This window comes from Nocardia sp. NPDC059764, from assembly GCF_042732555.1.
Classification (GTDB): domain Bacteria; phylum Actinomycetota; class Actinomycetes; order Mycobacteriales; family Mycobacteriaceae; genus Nocardia.
Map to the genome: position 1 here is coordinate 1 of NZ_JBHWHH010000082.1, position 16,679 is coordinate 16,679.

Below are 16,679 nucleotides of genomic sequence, written 5' to 3' on the forward strand. Positions count from 1 at the left end.
CGCACCCCGGCGGGGGGCCCGCGACCGCCCGGGGCCCACCACCGGCGAACGGGGGTGGCCCGCCGGGAACGGGTGCCGTCAGGGGCGCTTGTTCATGTCGATCTGCTGGGTCGGCGCGTCGAACGAGGGAGCCGGGCCGCCCGCGGGGGCGGGGCCGCGGCGGGCCGGGGTGCGGCCGTCGCCGCTCTTGCCGAGCAGGCCGAGCACGATGCCGGCGATCAGGAACAGCAGGCCGAGGACGCCCAGGATGATCGGCATGGTGCGGCCGTAGAGCGACAGCTTGTCGATGTTCTCCTTGGCCACCGAGATCTGCGACTCGATGGTGTTCTCGTCGAACACCAGGGTCGACTTGAGCGCGGTCACCTCGGGCTTGTCACCGGAGCGGGCGTAGAACAGGTGAATCTGCTCCTGGCCCTTGATGACGGTGCCGGTGTCCGGCTCGACCCACAGGTCTCGGACGTTGGTGTAGTAGCGCGCCATGGTGACGTCGCCGTCGCCTTCCACGCCCCACTTGGCGGCGGGCAGGGTCAGCTTGTTGGTCGGCGAGTTCGCGACGGTGGACAGGTCGGTGACCGGTGCCGTCATCTGGAAGTGGTAGACCTTCAGGCTGTTGATCTCGGTTTCCTCGACGAACGGGGCGTCGTAGGTCTTGCGAGTGTTGAGGTCGAAGTACGGGTACGTCTTCTTCTCGGTGCCGATCGGGAAGCGGTACTGCAGACCCTTGTGCTGCACGGGGTCCATGACCGACTCGCCCTTCTTGTCGACCGTCACGGCGATCGCGCCGTTCGGGCCGCCGTCCACCGACTCCACCGGCTCACCGGTCTTGCGGTCCACGGTGACGCGGTCGATGCTCGCGGTCAGCAGGCCGGTGTCGCCCTGCTTGTCCGTGCGGCGCAGGGTCTGACCGGCCTGAATGGTCATCTCCGAAGCGTCGGACGGGTTTTCGACGGTGAGGAAGCGCTGCGAGACGAGCGGGACGTTCTGGTCCACCTTCGCCGAGCCGGTCGTCGAAGTCAGCGACTTCGAGTCCAGCACCTCACTGGGCGCCCCGGTCTGCGGGTTGGTCGCGACGGTCGTGATCTCCAGATCCAACGGCGTCTTCGCGAGGCGGCTGACCGTGTAGGTGGGGACCATGATGGCAGCGACGAGCAGCATCGCGCCGAGCCCCACGAGTACGCAGGCAACCGTCCTTCTGGTACCGGCACTGAGTGCCATGCAGGTTCTCCTCGTCGTCGAACGCGTGTTTCTTCCAGTACTGCGGTCGCCGCGCAGCACTCGTGAGCCCAGACACTAACAGTCCGAGCGGTCCCTGAGTGCGGCCGAGGCAGGAAAACACCCCGAAACGCCCCCAAGTCAAAAGCCGGATGATCCGCGGAACACCCGCAAGGCACACTGGGACCCGATGACGACGACCACCCTCACCACCGCGGAGACGCCCGACCTGGACTCGGCGCCGGTCCGTCCGGGCCGCTTTGTTCCCGCGCTCGAGGGCATGCGCGCGCTCGCCGCCCTGGGGGTCGTGCTCACCCACGTCGCCTTCCAGACCGGCGCCACCGGACAGCCGGTGCTCGGCCGGGTGTGGGAGCGCTTCGATCTCGCGGTCGCGGTGTTCTTCGCGCTGTCCGGATTCCTGCTGTGGCGGCCGCACGCCGCGGCGGCCCGCGGGCACGGGGTGGCGCCGAGCGCCGGACGGTATCTGCTGCACCGCGCGGCCCGCATCCTGCCCGCCTACTGGGTGGTCGTGTGCGCGGTGCTGATCCTGCTGCCGAGCGCGGCGCACACCGCCGGACTGCGGGTGTGGCTGTCGAATCTCGGCCTGCTGCAGGTGTTCGTGCCGTTCACGCTGACCGACGGGCTCACCCAGATGTGGAGTCTCTCGGTGGAGGTCGCCTTCTATCTGGTGCTGCCGCTGCTGGCGTTCGCGCTGGTGTGGTTGCGCGGGCAGCGGGCGCGACTGCGGGTGCCGGTGGTGCTCGGCCTCGCGGTGATCTGTCTCGGCTGGAACTTCCTGCCCGTCCCCACCCCCGACGGCATCCACTCCGACAACTGGCTGCCCGGCTACCTGCCCTGGTTCGCGGTCGGCATGCTGCTCGCCGAACTCGCCGACCAGCCCGCGCCGACCTGGCGGCGGGTGGCGGGCAACCGCTGGCTGATGTGGCCGCTGGCCGTGGCGGCCATGGTCCTGGCGACCACCGACCTGGCCGGGCCGCGCGGACTGGTGCACGGGCAGCCCTGGCAGTACGCCGCCAAGATGGCGCTCGGCGCGATCGTCGGCTTCGGGCTGATCGCCCCGCTGGTGCTGCGGCCGGACCTGCCGCACCGCTTCCTGGAGAGCCGGGTCGCGGCCACCTTCGGCCGCTGGTCCTACGGCGTCTTCATCTGGCACCTCGCGGTGCTGTCGATCGTGTTCCCGGTGTTCGGCGTGGTGCCGTTCCGCGGGCATTTCGTGGTGGTTTACGTCTTGACCGTCGTCTTCACGCTGCCCCTGGCCGCAGCCAGCTTCGCCCTCGTCGAGGAGCCGGTACGGAAGTGGACGCGCCGCCGCTTCGGCTGAGCGGCAGCGTGATTCAGTGGCGCGGCGGCAGGGCCGCGATCCCGACCGCGATGATCGCGACCAGTGCCGGGAACTGCACCCACAGCGAACCGCCGACATAGCCCTCGAACGACCGCCACGGTCCGGTGGACAGCGCGGCCGCGCACACGGCGGTGCCGCCGCCCGCGAGCGCGATCAGGATGCGCGACCAGCCTCGCGGCCGCAGATGATCGCCGATCAGGCCGAACACGGTGAGCACCAGCGCGACCGGGCCCGCGATCAGACCGGCCCCGGCGGCCAGGCCGAGCCCGGCGACGGTCCGGCTGCGCCAGGCGCGCGGCGGCGGACCGTCCGCGCGAACCGGCGACCGCGCGCCCCGGAAGGCCAGCGCCAGCAAGGGAATCAGCAGCACCAGGCCGCCGAAGATGGCCGCCCGGTACCAGCGGTCGGTGGGGAACGACACGGTGATCGGGCCGTGCGTGTCGGTCGGCACCAGCCACGCCTGCTGCCAGCCGTTGATCACCACGGGTTTCAGCGCGGTGCCGTCGGCCGTCGTGGCCTGCCAGCCGACATTCGTCGACAGCGGCAGCACCAGCACCTGCGTGCCGGTCGCCTCGGGCGTCTCCGTCGCGGCTGGCAGGGGAGGGCGGTCGAGGCGCAGCTCGTCGACGGTGAACAGCTCGGTCGGCGCGACCGCGACATCCACGCGCCCGGAGGGGAATTCGAAGGAGTGGTCCTCCGACACGCCGCCGCCGTTGTCGTCGAGCCCGCACACGGTGGCGGGCAGCGGTGCGCCGGAACGCAATTCGGCAGCGGTCCCGGTGACCGTGGTGTGCAGGGTGCGACCGGCGGCCACGATGGTGGGCCCGTGCGCGCAGTCGATGGTGATGGGCCGATTCGGATCGGCGGGCGCCGGATAGTCCGGGCCGAGCACGGTCACCTCGGCCAGACCCGGCGGCTGCTCCTGCGCGAAACCCAGTGCGGTGCGGTCCAGCACACCGTCCCAGCTCTGCAGCGAGATCTCGATGCGGCTGGTGACGGTCGGGTACAGCTCCAGGCGGGTGGTGCTGCCGGAGTCCGGCTTCACCTCCCGCACCTGGGGGCCGTCGCCCAGGTTCACGGTGACGGCGGTCGGGTGCGCGGGGAGATCGCCGCGCGAGGGCGTCACGGTCAGCCCGGTCACCAGGGTGGGGGCCGGAAGTTCGATGGTGAGCGTGGGTTCGGGCCCGGCCGGATTGCGCACCGTGGTCTCGGGCGCGGTCCAGCTGGTGAGCGGGTCGCCGTCGGTGGCGGCGAGTGCTGAGCCGCGCGGGTCCGCGACATCGGCCCGGCCGCGGGCGATGGGCCGGTCCGGATCGGTGAGCAGGGCCTCCAGGGCGGGGCCGGGGCGGGTGTGCACGATCAGGTCCGGGGCCACGGTGACGGATTCCGGCACCTGGAGGGTGCGCTCGAACAGGCTCGGTTCCTCGGCGGCGAGCGCCAGGCCCTTGCTGCAGCGGATCCGGTCGGGGGAGTCGAAACAGGCGCTGCGGCCGGGGAATTCCTGTCCCAGGTCCCAGCCCGCGACGGTGGCGCCGGCGGGGGCGGGCGGGAGCACGGTGCGATGCCGGATGTCGACGGCGACCGGGTTCTCGCGGTCGGCGTAGTCGTCCAGGCTCAGTTCGGCGATTCCGAACTGTCCACCGGCGCTGCCGTCCTCGGTGTGTACGGCGGTGATCTTGATCCAGTCGGTGCGGCCCGGCGGCAGCGAGATCGACACGGGCGCACCGGGTTCGGTGACGCGGCCCGCGACGGTGCCCTTGGCGGTCTCGACCTCGACCCATTTGATCGGGCTGCCGATGGCGGCCGCGCTGGTGGCCAGCCGCAGCACCGCCGAACTCACCGGCTTGTCCAGGTCGAGTCGAAGCCATTGGCCGACAGCGTGTTCGGCGCCATTGCTGATCCACGCGGTGGCCGGGTCGCCGTCCACCGCGGCGGCGGTGGAGCTGCCGGGCGCGGCCCCGCCCAACTGGGTGGCGTCGCCCGCGGCGCTGGAGGCGGTGACGGTCGCGCCGAACCATTCGCCCTCCACCAGCGGTGCGCCGGGCACCGGATAGTCGGGGACGAGATTGTGGGTGCGGCGGGCGTCGCCGGGGGCCCGCAGCGCCGAGTTGTGGTTGTCGACGCGCCCGAAGTCGGCTTCGCGGTCCATCGGGGTGTCGGTGATGGTGACGCCGTGCTGCGGCAGTCCGGCGGTGTTCGCGTCGGCGGCCAGCAGGACCGGTCCGGCGGGCTCGGCCGGATTGCGCCGCAATCGTTCCACGACTTCCGGTCCGCCCTGCACGACAGGGAGATTCGCGAGCGGAACGGTGAACGCGCCCGGGAACGAATCCGGCGCGCCCACGCCGCTGCGCACGCTGGTGGGCGTGCCGGGCGCGGGTACCTCGACGCGGTAGATCTCGACGGCCGGGTAGCCGGGCAGCAGATCCCCGTCCGAGACCAGGCCCTCCACCTTGCCGGTCTCGATGGGATCCCCGAATTCGGTGACCTTCCGGATCCCCGGCGACCCTTCGATGGCGCGGTGCGCCAGCATCGGCCGGGTCGAGCGCGAGGTCTCCGGGTCGAGGTCGTTGCGCAGCACCAGGACTCCGATGCCCTGTCCGGCCAGCGTGGCCGCCAGCCCCGCCGACGGCCGTCCGTCGGCGATGAGCCGCTGCACCGAATCCATGGCGCGGATCGCGCCGGGCGGGTTGAGCGGCACCGCGTCCCGCACCGCCCACGGGGTGCTCGCCAGCGCCTGCATCGGCTCGTCGCGGGTCAGGCCCCACACCTGCGAGGCGAACGGCGCGCCCGGCACGATCAGCGCGCGGGTGTCGGAGGCGTTGTGCGCCAGCCAGTCCGCCGTCTGCCGCCAGTAGGCCGGGACCTCGTCGTAGCTGCCGCGCGGTGCGAGCTTGCCGGTCCAGGCCAGCGAGGTGGACAGGGCCAGCGCGGTCAGGATGAGCGCGCCCACCGCCACCATGCGATCGCGTTCCGGATGCGCGAACGCTCTGCGCCACACCGGCATCGGCACCGAGGCCGGCAGCGGGACCTGGGCCAGCAGGTGCGCCAGCCCGAGCACCAGCGGTAGTCGGATCAGCGGTTCCAGCTTGTGCACGTTCCGCAGGGGCGCGCCGCCGGAGTCCAGGAACAGGCGCACCTGTTCGGCGAACGGTCCGCCCAGCGCGCCCGCGTAGCCCGCGCAGATGCCGGTGAGGCCGACGATCAGGATCAGCACCAGTCGACCGCGATTCGGCATGGCCCGCATGGCCAGACCCGCCATGCCCGCCGCCGCCAGCAGCCCTGTGGCCAGCACCGCCGCGGGCTGGGTGACCAGCACCGCGCCCGCGATGCGCTCCGGCGACACGAACGGCGTCCAGCTGTCGGTGCCGCGCAGCACCTCGCCGAGCGAGGCCCACTGTGTGGTCACGCCCGAGGACTCGATGTAGTCCAGGAACGGCGGACTCACCTTGCCCAGCAATAACAGTGGCACCACCCACCAGAAGGTGCCCAGCGCCAGCAGCGGGATCCAGGCGCGGGTGAACCGCCACCACGCTCGATTCGGCTTGTACGACAACCACCACAGGGCCGCGGGCAGGAAGGCCGCCGCCGTGGCCACCGCGTTGACCGAACCCATCAGGGCGAGCGCGAGGGCACTGCCCGCGGGCGTCGCCATCCCGCGCTTCGGTGGTTCGGAGCTCCGGTCCCGCCGCATCGCCACCCCCAGCGCGGCCGGGGCCAGCAGCACCCACGGGGCCAGCATCATCGGCAGCGTCTCCGAGGAGATGGAGCCGAGGGTGGTGAGCACGCGCGGCGACAGCGCGAACGCGACCGCGGCGATCACCCGCGAACCGCGGCTGCCGATGCCGAGGGTCTCGCAGAGCCGGACGATGCCCCAGAATCCGGCGAGCAGCAGTAGCGCCCACCAGATGCGCTGGGTCACCCAGGCGGGCAGCCCGAGCACGTGCCCGAGCGAGAAGAACGCCCCGTGCGGGAAGAAGTAGCCGTACGCCTGGTTCTGCACCTGGCCCATCGGGGCCTGGCTACTCCACAGATGCGAGGCGCGTGACAGGAAGCCGAGCGGATTCTGCGCCAGGTCGTACTTGGTGTCGGCGACGGTTTGCCCGGGGGCCTGCAGAAAGGTCAGCAGGAATGCTGCGATGACGCTGCCGAGCAGCCAGCGGCGGCCCAGCGGCGCGGTAGTCGGCGACCGGTCCTCGTCCGGACCGGTCGCGGACTGTGAGTCTTCGGTGTGGTCTGGTTCGGAGGTCGTCCGGTCAGCGCGAGCCGTACTCAACGTTGTTCAGCAGCGACGACGAGGCGTCACCGCTGCGGTCGATATCGGGCCGCTTGTCCTGCGAGGCCGCCATGGTGATGACCAGGACCGCCGCCAGGCCGACGAGGGCTCCACCGACAGCACTCGCTGCACCAGGAACGGCAAACTTCATCGCGGTACTCCCAACATCGGACGCATGCGTAACCCGGCCAACCTAGCAGGTTTTGCGCACCGGGATTCGCGACGCTCGGTTACTCCGGAATCGCACCGCCCGGTTGGTCCGGAATCGCGCGGCCCGGCTACTCCGGAATCGCACAGCTCAGTCCGCCCAGGAAGGTGCGGAGTTTGGCGGTGGTCTCGTGGAGTTCGGCGACCGGGTCGGAGGCCGCGACGATGCCGCCGCCGGCGGAAGCGTGCAGGGTGCGGGCGTCGGCGGCGAGTTCGGCGCAGCGGATCGCCACGAACCAGTCGCCGTCGCCGGCGGCGTCGCACCAGCCGACCGCGCCGCCGTAGAAACCGCGGTCGCCCTCGAGCGCGGTGATGGCGTCCAGGGCCAGATCGGTGGGGGTGCCGCAGACCGCGGGGGTGGGGTGCAGCAGAACGGCCAGGTCCAGGGCGGTGGTGGCCGGGTCGCGCAGGACGCCGCGGATGGGGGTGGCCAGGTGCCAGACCTCGGGGGTGGAGAGCAGTTCGGGGGCGTCGGGAATGGATAGCTCGGAGCAGACGGGGGTCAGCAGCTCCCGGATCCAATCGATCACGTACGCGTGCTCGTCGCGATTCTTGGTGCTGGCCAGCAAATCCTGGGCTTGCTCGGCGTCGGCGGCCGGATCGGCGAGCCGGAGCAGGGTGCCCGCCAGCGGGCGCAGGGTGACCGCGCGGCCGTGTCGCGACACCAGGGTTTCCGGAGTGGCGCCGAGGAGGGTGCCGCCCGGCCGTCCGGCGGCGGTCAGGTCGACGGCGTAGACGGCGGCGCGCGGATGCCTGGTGACCAGGTGGGCCGCGATCACCTCGGGTTCCAGCGGGGCCTCCGCCGCCACCCGCAGCGCGCGGGCGGCCACCACCTTGCGCAGCGGCTGCGCGGGATCGCCCAGTTGCTCGACCAGTTTCGTGACCCGCGCGACATGGTCTGCGGCACTCGGTATTTCGGCGACGACCCGCACTTCGGGCAGCTCCGGCAGGGCGGCGGGCCGCCACGGACCGGCGGTGTGGAGGGCCTGCTCGGGGGCGGTCAGCGCGGCCCGCCCGCGCGGATCGAAGGGCAGCGCGCCCACGATCAGCTCGGCCGCGCCGGACCGCAGCGCCGTGCTCGCGGCCGCCGCCGAGTCGAACGCGGCCTGGGTGCCGGAGGTGCGCAGCACGCCGTCCGGGGTCGCGAGCAGAAATCCGTCCATGATGGATCGACGATAGCCCCGCGCCCGCACGCTCGAGCCCCGGGAGCGACGCATCTCTCACCCCGCCGTCGGCCTGGTGAGACGGATCACCCTGCGGCCCAGCATCTTTCCCGCAAGCGGTGCGATCCGGCCCGCGAGCGGGGCGCCGACCAGGGCCGGAGCCTCACCGACCGGCGAGTTTCTCGTCGGGTTCACGGCCCGGCGGCACCATCAGCACCGGCCGGTGGCAGTGCTTGAGCACGGCGTCGGCGACGCTGGAGTGCATGAGGGCGCGGATGCCGGTGGCCCCGCGGGTGCCCGCCACGATGATGTCCACATCCAGCTCGTCGGCGGTCTCGACGATGGCGGTCCAGATGGTGGTGCTGCACTCCACGGTGCGCGCCTCAGCATTGAGACCGGCCAGTTTGGCGAGGCGCACGCCTTCGGCATTGATATTCCGGGCGTCCACGAGCGCGACGTCCTCTATTTCGTCGTCGGTCATCCACTCCGGCTGCATCACCCCGGACAACCCCGACAGCCGCGCGGCCTGTCGCACCATCGGCTCCCACGCCGTCAGCACCACGGCCCGATTCGCGGCCAGGAACCGTCCCGCGTATTCGACGGCCCGCCGGGCATTCTCGGAGCCGTCGTAGGCGATCAGCATCAAATCGCAGGGCATGACGAACCTCCTGGTAGGAACGCCTCTCTGTCTCTCAGACACTACCCCGAGAACTACCTGTCAAGCCCGAACTCAGTGTTCGCGGCCGTCCCGATTCTGGACTGCGCTCCGCCTCCCCGCGCTTGGAGCGGGGGAGCGAAGCGGAGGAGCGAAGCGGAGGAGCGGAGGAGGGAAGAATCGGGACCAGGGGCCGCGAACCCGCCCGTAGCGAAGCGTAGGGCAATTCGGCACGGTCGCAAGTTCTCCACAGTTTGCGAACGATTCACCCAAAGCGGTGGTGCGATGGGGGGTACGGGTTTTCACTGAAATTGTCGGCGGTCGCCGACGATCGACATCGCCGTCGTTGGAGCAGGGCCCGAACGAGGGGTGGATTGTGCGGTTGGACGAGCTGACGACCCCGCAGGAGTGGGCGCGTGTGTACCGCTCCTTGTTCGGCCTCCCCTACGTGCACGTGACCACCCCCGGCTTCGTGGTACTACCGCTCAACGACACCATCGCGGCGTTGAACACCCCGGAACCCTTGGGGGGCTTGATCCTTCACGAGATGATGGAGCGCGGCACGCCCGGCCCGGTGCTGGTGCGCGACAAGCCGTCGCGCCGGACCTTCCTCGCGGTCTTCGACGGCTACCCCGCCGACGACCTGCTGGAGCTGCTGGAGCGCAACAGCGTCGACATCGGCCCGCACCGCAGTAATGTCATCCTGCCCACCGGATTCGGGCGGCACACCCACGAGGGTCGCTGGTGGGCGCGCGAGCCCCGGCGCGACGAATCGCTGCCGCTGCTCTCCGAGGTGGTCACGGCCACCCGCGCGGTGCTGTGACCGCTGCGGTATCGAGGTGACGATCGAGGCGGCCATGTTCGGCCATCATGAGGCCGACCCCCGTGCCCTGCTGTATTACGAGTGGTGTCAGCGCGTCGAATCCGGTTACGCCGTGGACGACTTCGAGGAAGAAGTGCGCGAGCTGGCGAACACCGACCGGCCGGTTCCCGCGGCCTGCTGGCGACTCCTGGACAAGATCGAACACGCGTCCCGGCTACCGGATTGGCCGTACACGGAGTGGGCCGACGCGCCGCACCCCGGCAATCCGGCCGGGAGCGAGCAGGATTCGGCCGGAACGCTGCCGGAGCCGGAACTGCTGGATCGCCTGCACGGCGGCTGGCTCGGCCGCCACGCCGCCCGCTCCCGCGCCGCCACCGAAGTCGACTACGCGGTGCTCGGCCTGCACCTGCTGGAACGCCGCGGCCTCGACTTCAGTCCCGACGACGTTGCGGCCGAATGGCTCGAGCGTCTGCCGTTCCTGTGGACCTACACCGCCGAACGGGTCGCCTACCGCAATCTCATCGACGGCTTCACCCCACCCGACACCGCCACCCACCGAAACCCGTACCGGGAGTGGGTCGGCGCCCTCGCCCGCGCCGACATCCACGGCTACACCCACCCCGGGCACCCCCGCCGGGCTGCCGACGCGGCCGCCCGCGACGCCTCGATCTCCCACACGGGCAACGGTTTATGGGCCGCCATGTGGTCGGCCGCCCTGATCGCCGCCGCCTTCACCGATCACGTCCCGGCCTCGGCGCTGACCACCGCCGCGGCCGTCGTCCCGGCCCGTTCCCGCCTCGCCGTGGCCCTGGCCGAGGTGCTCGCCGACCACGCTCGCGGCGACACCTGGGAGCGGGCCGTGACCGCCGTCCACGCCCGCCACGACCACTACAACCGGGTGCACGCCATCGGCAACGCCTGCCTCATCGCGGCCGGATTGCTCTGGGGCGACGGCGATTTCGACCGGACCGTCACCCTGACCGTCCAGGGCGGCTGGGACACCGACTCGAACAGCGCGACCGTCGGCTCGGTGGCGGGCATCCTGACCGGGGCCGCCGCGCTGTCCGCCACCGACGGCAGCGGTCTCGCCGACCTGGCCGGCCGCACGCGAAACCTGCTCGTATAGCCCCGGATGCGAGAAAGGCGGTGCGATCCGAGGATTCGGAACGCACCGCCTTCGCGGGGTGACGCGGTGTCGGCTAGCGCTCGACGATGGCGACGACGCCCTGGCCGCCCGCGGCGCAGATGGAGACCAGCGCCCGGCCGCCACCCTTCTCCGCCAGCTGCTTGGCGGTCTGGGCGATGATGCGGCCGCCGGTGGCGGCGAACGGGTGGCCCGCGGCGAGCGAGGAGCCGTTCACGTTCAGCTTGGAACGGTCGATCTTGCCGAGCGCGCCGTCCAGGCCCAGACGCTCCTTGCAGTACTGGTCCGACTCCCACGCCTGCAGGGTGGCGAGCACCACGGAGGCGAAGGCCTCGTGGATCTCGTAGTAGTCGAAGTCCTGCAGGGTCAGGCCGTTGCGGGCCAGCATGCGCGGCACCGCGTAGGTGGGGGCCATGAGCAGGCCGTCGGGGCCGTGGATGTAGTCCACGGCGGCGACCTCGGAGTCCACCAGGTAGGCCAGCGGGGAGAGGTTGCGCGAGGCCGCCCACTCCTCGGAGCCCAGCAGCACCGCGGACGCGCCGTCGGTGAGCGGGGTGGAGTTGCCGGCGGTCATGGTGGCGTCACCCAGCTTGGTGCCGAAGACCGGCTTCAGGGTGGCGAGCTTCTCCAGGGTGGAGCCCGGACGCAGGTTGTCGTCGCGGGTCAGGCCCAGGAACGGGGTGATCAGGTCGTCCATGAAGCCGCGGTCGTAGGCGGCGGCCATGTTCTTGTGCGACAGGTAGGCCAGCTCGTCCTGCGCCTCGCGGGCGATGCCGAACTCCTTGGCGGTGATGGCGGCGTGGTCACCCATGGACAGGCCGGTGCGCGGCTCGGCGTTGCGCGGGATCTCGATACCGACCATGGACGGGCGCAGGCGGCCGACCAGCTTCACGTAGTCGGAGTTCTTCTTGGCGCGGTTGGCGTCGAGCATCCACTCGCGCATGCCCTCGCTGACGCCGATCGGCGCGTCGGAGGTGGTGTCGGTGCCGCCGCCGATACCGTTCTCGATGCGGCCCAGGGCGATGCCGTCGGCGACGGTGACGATGGACTGCAGGCCGGTGCCGCAGGCGAGCTGCAGGTCGTGGGCCGAGGTGTACGGCGACAGGGTCGATCCCAGCACGCTCTCACGGATCATGCCGTGTTCGCCGACGCGCTTGAGCACCGCGCCGCCGACGACCATGCCCAGGCGCTCGCCCTGCAGGCCGAAGCGGGAGACCAGGCCGTTCAGGGTGGCGGTGAACATGTCCTGGTTGGAGGCGTGGGCGTACTTGCCGTCGGACCGCGCGAACGGGATGCGGTTACCGCCGAGGATGGCAACCGGGCGGGCCTGCTTGGTGTTCTTGGCCGCGGCCTTCGCCGAACGGGCTTTGGTGGTCACTCGAGTCTCCAGTGTCTCGTCGGTGGGAGGTTTCCGCACGCGCAGCCCCGGGGGGTGCGCGTCAATCGGTTTACATTAAACTTACTCTGGAGTAAGTTCATTGTCGACACCGTACCCCGCAGATGTGCGCTATGCCGCTTCCCGCGGACCTAGACAAGGAGAAGGTAGGAAACGTGGCTGCCAGCAAGAGCAAGGGCGCTCCCAACCTCTACGGATCTTTCGTTCACTCCGCCCCCGGCGCGTTCCTGGCCTCGAAGCTGGGCCTGCCGCAGCCGGAGACGCTGCGCCGCTACAAGGCGGGCGAAGCCGCTCTCCCCGGCCCCGTGCTGCTCGGCGGCAAGGGCCGCGCCGCGGACGCCGTGCGAAACCTGCTGGGCGACTACACCTTCGTCGACGCCGTCACCCCGGGCGTGAAGTTCGGCGCGCTGGTGTTCGACGCCACCGGCATCCGCACCATCGAAGAGCTGCAGCAGCTGTTCGAGTTCTTCCAGCCCGCCATGCGCAGCATCGCCCCCTCGGGCCGCGTGCTGGTCATCGGCACCACCCCGGAGCTGGCCGGTTCGGTCGACGGCCAGATCGCGCAGCGCGCGCTCGAGGGCTTCACCCGCTCGGTCGGCAAGGAGCTGCTGCGCGGCGCCACCTCCAACCTCGTGTATCTGCACCCCGAAGCCGCCACCGCCGCAACGGGTCTGGAGTCCACCCTGCGCTTCGTGCTGTCGGGCAAGTCGGCCTTCGTCGACGGCCAGGTCTTCCGGGTCGGCTCCGACGACGCCGTCGCCCCCGCCTCCTGGGACAAGCCGCTGGAGGGCAAGGTGGCCGTGGTCACCGGCGCCGCCCGCGGCATCGGCGCCACCATCGCCGAGGTCTTCGCCCGGGACGGCGCGACCGTGATCGTCGCCGACATCCCGGCCGCCGGCGAGGCGCTGTCCGAGACCGCCAACAAGGTCGGCGCCACCGCCCTCGCGCTGGACGTCACCGCCGCCGACGCCGCCGAGAAGCTGGCCGCCTTCGCCACCGAGCGCTTCGGCGGCATCGACATCGTCGTCCACAACGCCGGCATCACCCGCGACAAGCTGCTCGCCAATATGGACGAGGGCCGCTGGAACTCGGTCATCAACGTGAACCTGGCCGCGCCGCACCGCATCACCGAGGGCCTGGTCGCCGCGGGCGCGCTGCGCGCCGGCGGCCGCGTCATCGACGTGTCCTCCATCGCCGGTATCGCCGGTAACCGCGGTCAGACCAACTACGGCGCCTCCAAGGCCGGTGTCATCGGCATGGTGAACGCCGAGGCCCCGAAGCTGGCCGAGAAGGGCATCACCATCAACGCGGTGGCCCCCGGCTTCATCGAGACCGCCATGACCGCCGCCATCCCGCTGGCCACCCGTGAGGGCGGCCGCCTGCTGTCCTCCCTGCTGCAGGGTGGTCAGACCGTGGACGTCGCCGAGACCATCGCCTACTTCGCCTCCCCGGCCTCGAACGCGGTGAACGGCAATATCGTTCGCGTCTGCGGCCAGGCCATGATCGGAGCATGATGTCGCAGACCATCACTCTGTCCGAGGTGCCGAAGAACGGCGGCCTGTTCGTCAAGGCCGCCCTCGGCGCGCTGCCGGTGCCCGGACTCTCGGCCCGCAAGCCGACCCTGCCCGACCGCAGCGTCCGGCTGGAGGGCTTCCGGGTGAACCCGGACCACCTGGCCGCCTACTGCCGGGCAACCGGGCTGCGCTTCAGCGACTCGCTGCCGCTGACCTACCCGTTCGTGCTCAGCTTCCCGCTGGCCATGCAGCTGGTCGTCGCCCGGGACTTCCCGTTCGTGGCGGTCGGCGCGGTGCACGCGGAGAACGTCATCGAGCGCACCCGTCCCATCTCGGTCGCCGAGCCGCTGGACTTCGACACCCACATCGAGAACCTGCGCGAGCACCCGAAGGGCCTGCTCGTGGACGCCGTCACCGAGGTGAGCGTCGGTCGTGAGCTGGTGTGGCGGCAGGTCACCACCTTCCTGCACCAGCAGCGCACCTCGCTGTCCGGCGGCCCCAAGCCGGAGCCGAAGCCGGACGAGGTGCCGCCCGCGCCGCTGCGCACGCTGCGGGTCGATCAGAAGATGATCAACCGCTACGCCGCCGCGTCGGGCGACCACAACCCGATCCACACCTCCGCGCTGGGCGCCAAGGCCTTCGGATTCCCGAAGCCGATCGCGCACGGCATGTGGTCGGCGGCCGCCATCCTCGGGTCCATCGAGGGCCGGGTTCCGGACCGGACCACCTACTCGGTGAAGTTCGGCAAGCCGATCCTGCTGCCGTCCACCGTGAACGTGTACGCCGACCAGGCGTCCGGTGGATGGGACTTGTCCTTGAAGCACCCGAAGAAGGGCTATCCACACCTCACCGCTACGCTGCGCTGAGTACGAGCCTGACACCCGAGGTTTCGGGCGGAGCCGTGATCACACGGCCCGCCCGACGGGGGTGAAGAGCCGCACGTTGTCTCGGATACCGGATGTCGCCACGCAGGGGTTTCTATATCCGGTACGAAACAGCGTGCGGCTCTTGTCATTTCGTGGGGACTGACGCCGGTTCGGCGTCAGCAGCTGCAATCGCAACCGCAGTCGCAGCAGTCGCAGTCACAGTCGCAGCAGTCCCCGCAGCCGTCACAGCCGCAATTCCCGCAGCCGTCGCAGCAGTTCATCCACGGCTCCTTGCGGCGGCCGCTGCACGGGCCGGTGTGCTCCGCGCAGCACGCGTATCCGGTGCAGTACTGGGTGCAGATGATGCCGAGACCTTCGAGTAGGTTCGGCTTCTCGCGCAGGTCATCCGAACCCGGTCGCTGCGTGAAGGTCGCCACCGGCAGCGCCGCGGTCTGGGTGCGGCACGCGCCCGTGGCGCAGGTGTGGACGACGCCCGCGGCCCGGCCGAGCTGCTTGACCACACTGCCCAGCGGATCGAGCAGCGCCCAGCGGACCGTCGCGGTCCGGTCCAGGGCGACCCGGGTCAGGGCCGCGCGCAAGAGCGAATTCGATTCGGCCACCAGGGCATGCGCCTGCTCCGGCGTGGTTCCGGTGGCGGACAGCGGATTGAAACGCCCCTCGGCCCGGTCGGCGTCGAGATCCTCGAGCGCGTCCGCGAGATGGGCGATCCGGCCGAAATGCCATCCGGCTTCGCGCAGCGCGTCGGCGTTCTCGGGGCGATCGGCCAGGATCGCGGTGTGCGCGAACAGCTCCGCGGCACAGACCTGGGTCGGCTCGGTCAGTTCCGCCAGCGAGCTGCCGGGCGAGTTCTCCAGGCGCAGCTGCGATTCGATGGCCGCGATCAGGGGTTCCACATCCAGGCCCAGCGGCGCGGCGGCCGAGCGGGCCCGGGCGTGCCAGCGGGTGGAGACGCGGGTCAGCCGACGGCGGGCCAGCCGGTGGGCGTCACCGTCGTCCACGTGATCGCGAATCTTGGCCGCGCCCAGCAGCAGTGACGCGGTGGCGGCCAGCCGGACCCCGGGCGCGTCCGCGGCGAGCACCTCGGCCCGGCGCATACCGCGCAGCGGGCACGGGCCCGCGGCCGTACGCGCCGAAGGCAGCGATTGCTGTGCCTCGGTGAGGATCTCGAGCACGATGGCGTCGGTATTGGTGGCCGCGCGGGCCAGCTGGCCGTGCCCCTCGCGCAGGCCCAGGCACAGACCGCACATGTGCGCCTGCCACGCCGAGGGGTCGATTCCGTGCCGTGCCGCACTGTGCGCGCACGGCTTCAGCAAGCCGAACAAGATGTCCCCGCTCCCCGGCCGGAAGGGCCGTCCTGCAACACGATCGCAGCGAACTGTGGCAGGCGCGCGCCGGGACGGCAAGTCCGGCGGGCCGACCGGTTCAGGCGGGCTCGGCCCGCTTCTTGTTGCCGGACAGACCGCGCCAGGCCAGATCGTCGAGCAGGTTCACGGCCACGTCCATGTCGATCTGCCCGCTGGCGACCCGGTCGGCGATGGCCTCGCCCGCGCCGATCACCGCCACCGCCACCACCTCGAAATTGGTGCCCGGCTCGGCGTACTTGGCACTGGACTCCAGCAGTTTCGCGGTCAGCTCGATGATCCGGTCGCGGCTGTTGGCGATCTCGGTGGCGAACGGCTGCTGGCCGAGCGCCTGCCGGTAGAGGACCTGCCACGACAGCCGGTTCTGGTCCACGTAGGCGAGGAACGCCTCCAGGCCCGCGCGCAGCTGCTCGTGCGGGGTGAGTTTGGGGTTGCCCGCGACCGCGACCGCTTCGATGAACCGCGCGCTCTCGCGCAGGATGCAGGCGCGGAAGAGTTCGTCCTTGGAGCCGTAGTAGAGGTACAGCATCGGCTTGGAGATCTTCGCCTCGGCGGCGATCGCGTCCATCGAGGTGTCGTGGTAGCCCTTGCGCGAGAAGACCTCCACGGCGGCGTCGAGCATCTGCTGCTCGCGCACCGCGCGAGGAAGCCGTTTCGTTCCGCCTGCCATTCACTCTCCTC

The 16,679-nt window shown here is 71.0% G+C and carries 13 protein-coding genes; 5 read left to right on the plus strand and 8 right to left on the minus strand.

The window, feature by feature from the left end; all coding sequences use genetic code 11:
• Positions 1-78: 78 nt before the first annotated feature.
• Positions 79-1,215: a DUF3068 domain-containing protein gene (locus ACFV4K_RS19385; protein WP_379276504.1), complete on the minus strand. Its 1,137-nt coding sequence runs from the start codon at positions 1,213-1,215 to the stop codon at positions 79-81.
• Positions 1,216-1,402: 187 nt separating this feature from the next.
• On the opposite strand from ACFV4K_RS19385, the gene ACFV4K_RS19390 reads away from it, so the two are divergent.
• On the plus strand, positions 1,403-2,554 hold the full coding sequence (locus ACFV4K_RS19390) for an acyltransferase family protein (protein WP_379276505.1): 1,152 nt from the start codon (positions 1,403-1,405) through the stop codon (positions 2,552-2,554).
• Between the two features lie 13 nt (positions 2,555-2,567).
• On the opposite strand, the gene ACFV4K_RS19395 is transcribed toward ACFV4K_RS19390, so the two are convergent.
• The 4 genes from ACFV4K_RS19395 to ACFV4K_RS19410 all read right to left on the minus strand — a co-directional run bounded on the left by ACFV4K_RS19395 (position 2,568) and on the right by ACFV4K_RS19410 (position 8,876).
• Positions 2,568-6,848 (minus strand): alpha-(1->3)-arabinofuranosyltransferase, encoded by a 4,281-nt coding sequence (locus ACFV4K_RS19395; RefSeq protein WP_379276507.1) that lies wholly within the window; start codon positions 6,846-6,848, stop codon positions 2,568-2,570.
• The gene (locus tag ACFV4K_RS19400; RefSeq protein ID WP_071812209.1) at positions 6,829-6,999 is read right to left on the minus strand and encodes a DUF2613 domain-containing protein; all 171 of its coding nucleotides are present in this window, start codon (positions 6,997-6,999) and stop codon (positions 6,829-6,831) included. The genes ACFV4K_RS19395 and ACFV4K_RS19400 overlap by 20 nt, the downstream gene beginning before the upstream one ends.
• A 127-nt stretch (positions 7,000-7,126) precedes the next feature.
• Entirely contained in the window at positions 7,127-8,218 is a 1,092-nt protein-coding gene (locus ACFV4K_RS19405) for an isochorismate synthase MenF (protein WP_379276509.1), read from the minus strand.
• A 163-nt stretch (positions 8,219-8,381) separates the two neighbouring features.
• Positions 8,382-8,876: a universal stress protein gene (locus ACFV4K_RS19410; protein ID WP_379276511.1), complete on the minus strand. Its 495-nt coding sequence runs from the start codon at positions 8,874-8,876 to the stop codon at positions 8,382-8,384.
• A 379-nt stretch (positions 8,877-9,255) separates the two neighbouring features.
• Here ACFV4K_RS19410 and ACFV4K_RS19415 point away from each other — a divergent pair, with 379 nt between their 5' ends.
• Both ACFV4K_RS19415 and ACFV4K_RS19420 read left to right on the plus strand, forming a co-directional pair.
• Positions 9,256-9,696 carry a hypothetical protein gene (locus ACFV4K_RS19415; protein ID WP_379276512.1) on the plus strand — a complete coding sequence of 147 codons (441 nt, stop codon included), beginning with the start codon at positions 9,256-9,258 and terminating at the stop codon, positions 9,694-9,696.
• Positions 9,697-9,712: 16 nt separating this feature from the next.
• Complete coding sequence (locus ACFV4K_RS19420; protein ID WP_379276514.1) at positions 9,713-10,822, plus strand: ADP-ribosylglycohydrolase family protein; 1,110 nt, start codon at positions 9,713-9,715, stop codon at positions 10,820-10,822.
• A 73-nt stretch (positions 10,823-10,895) separates the two neighbouring features.
• Here the strand turns inward: ACFV4K_RS19420 and ACFV4K_RS19425 are convergent, their stop codons facing one another.
• Positions 10,896-12,218 carry an acetyl-CoA C-acetyltransferase gene (locus ACFV4K_RS19425; protein ID WP_379276515.1) on the minus strand — a complete coding sequence of 441 codons (1,323 nt, stop codon included), beginning with the start codon at positions 12,216-12,218 and terminating at the stop codon, positions 10,896-10,898.
• 131 nt (positions 12,219-12,349) lie between these two features.
• Between ACFV4K_RS19425 and ACFV4K_RS19430 the strand changes: the two genes are divergently transcribed.
• Both ACFV4K_RS19430 and ACFV4K_RS19435 read left to right on the plus strand, forming a co-directional pair.
• A complete protein-coding gene (locus ACFV4K_RS19430; protein ID WP_379276517.1) occupies positions 12,350-13,750 on the plus strand; it encodes a 3-oxoacyl-ACP reductase in 1,401 nt (466 codons plus the stop codon).
• Entirely contained in the window at positions 13,750-14,616 is an 867-nt protein-coding gene (locus ACFV4K_RS19435) for a MaoC family dehydratase (protein WP_379276543.1), read from the plus strand. The genes ACFV4K_RS19430 and ACFV4K_RS19435 overlap by 1 nt, the downstream gene beginning before the upstream one ends.
• A 176-nt stretch (positions 14,617-14,792) precedes the next feature.
• On the opposite strand, the gene ACFV4K_RS19440 is transcribed toward ACFV4K_RS19435, so the two are convergent.
• Complete coding sequence (locus ACFV4K_RS19440) at positions 14,793-15,959, minus strand: DUF5685 family protein (RefSeq protein WP_379276519.1); 1,167 nt, start codon at positions 15,957-15,959, stop codon at positions 14,793-14,795.
• A 100-nt stretch (positions 15,960-16,059) separates the two neighbouring features.
• Positions 16,060-16,668 (minus strand): TetR/AcrR family transcriptional regulator, encoded by a 609-nt coding sequence (locus ACFV4K_RS19445; protein ID WP_379276521.1) that lies wholly within the window; start codon positions 16,666-16,668, stop codon positions 16,060-16,062.
• Between the last annotated feature and the right edge of the window lie 11 nt (positions 16,669-16,679).

What these genes read in the sequence shown, in the direction of transcription:
- ACFV4K_RS19390 (WP_379276505.1), top strand. Translation starts at nt 1,403, where the DNA reads ATGACGACGACCACCCTCACCACCGCGGAGACGCCCGACCTGGACTCG.
- ACFV4K_RS19435 (WP_379276543.1), top strand. Translation starts at nt 13,750, where the DNA reads ATGTCGCAGACCATCACTCTGTCCGAGGTGCCGAAGAACGGCGGCCTG.
- ACFV4K_RS19405 (WP_379276509.1), bottom strand. Translation starts at nt 8,218, where the DNA reads ATGGACGGATTTCTGCTCGCGACCCCGGACGGCGTGCTGCGCACCTCC.
- ACFV4K_RS19385 (WP_379276504.1), bottom strand. Translation starts at nt 1,215, where the DNA reads ATGGCACTCAGTGCCGGTACCAGAAGGACGGTTGCCTGCGTACTCGTG.
- ACFV4K_RS19430 (WP_379276517.1), top strand. Translation starts at nt 12,350, where the DNA reads ATGCCGCTTCCCGCGGACCTAGACAAGGAGAAGGTAGGAAACGTGGCT.
- ACFV4K_RS19445 (WP_379276521.1), bottom strand. Translation starts at nt 16,668, where the DNA reads ATGGCAGGCGGAACGAAACGGCTTCCTCGCGCGGTGCGCGAGCAGCAG.
- ACFV4K_RS19410 (WP_379276511.1), bottom strand. Translation starts at nt 8,876, where the DNA reads ATGCCCTGCGATTTGATGCTGATCGCCTACGACGGCTCCGAGAATGCC.
- ACFV4K_RS19400 (WP_071812209.1), bottom strand. Translation starts at nt 6,999, where the DNA reads ATGAAGTTTGCCGTTCCTGGTGCAGCGAGTGCTGTCGGTGGAGCCCTC.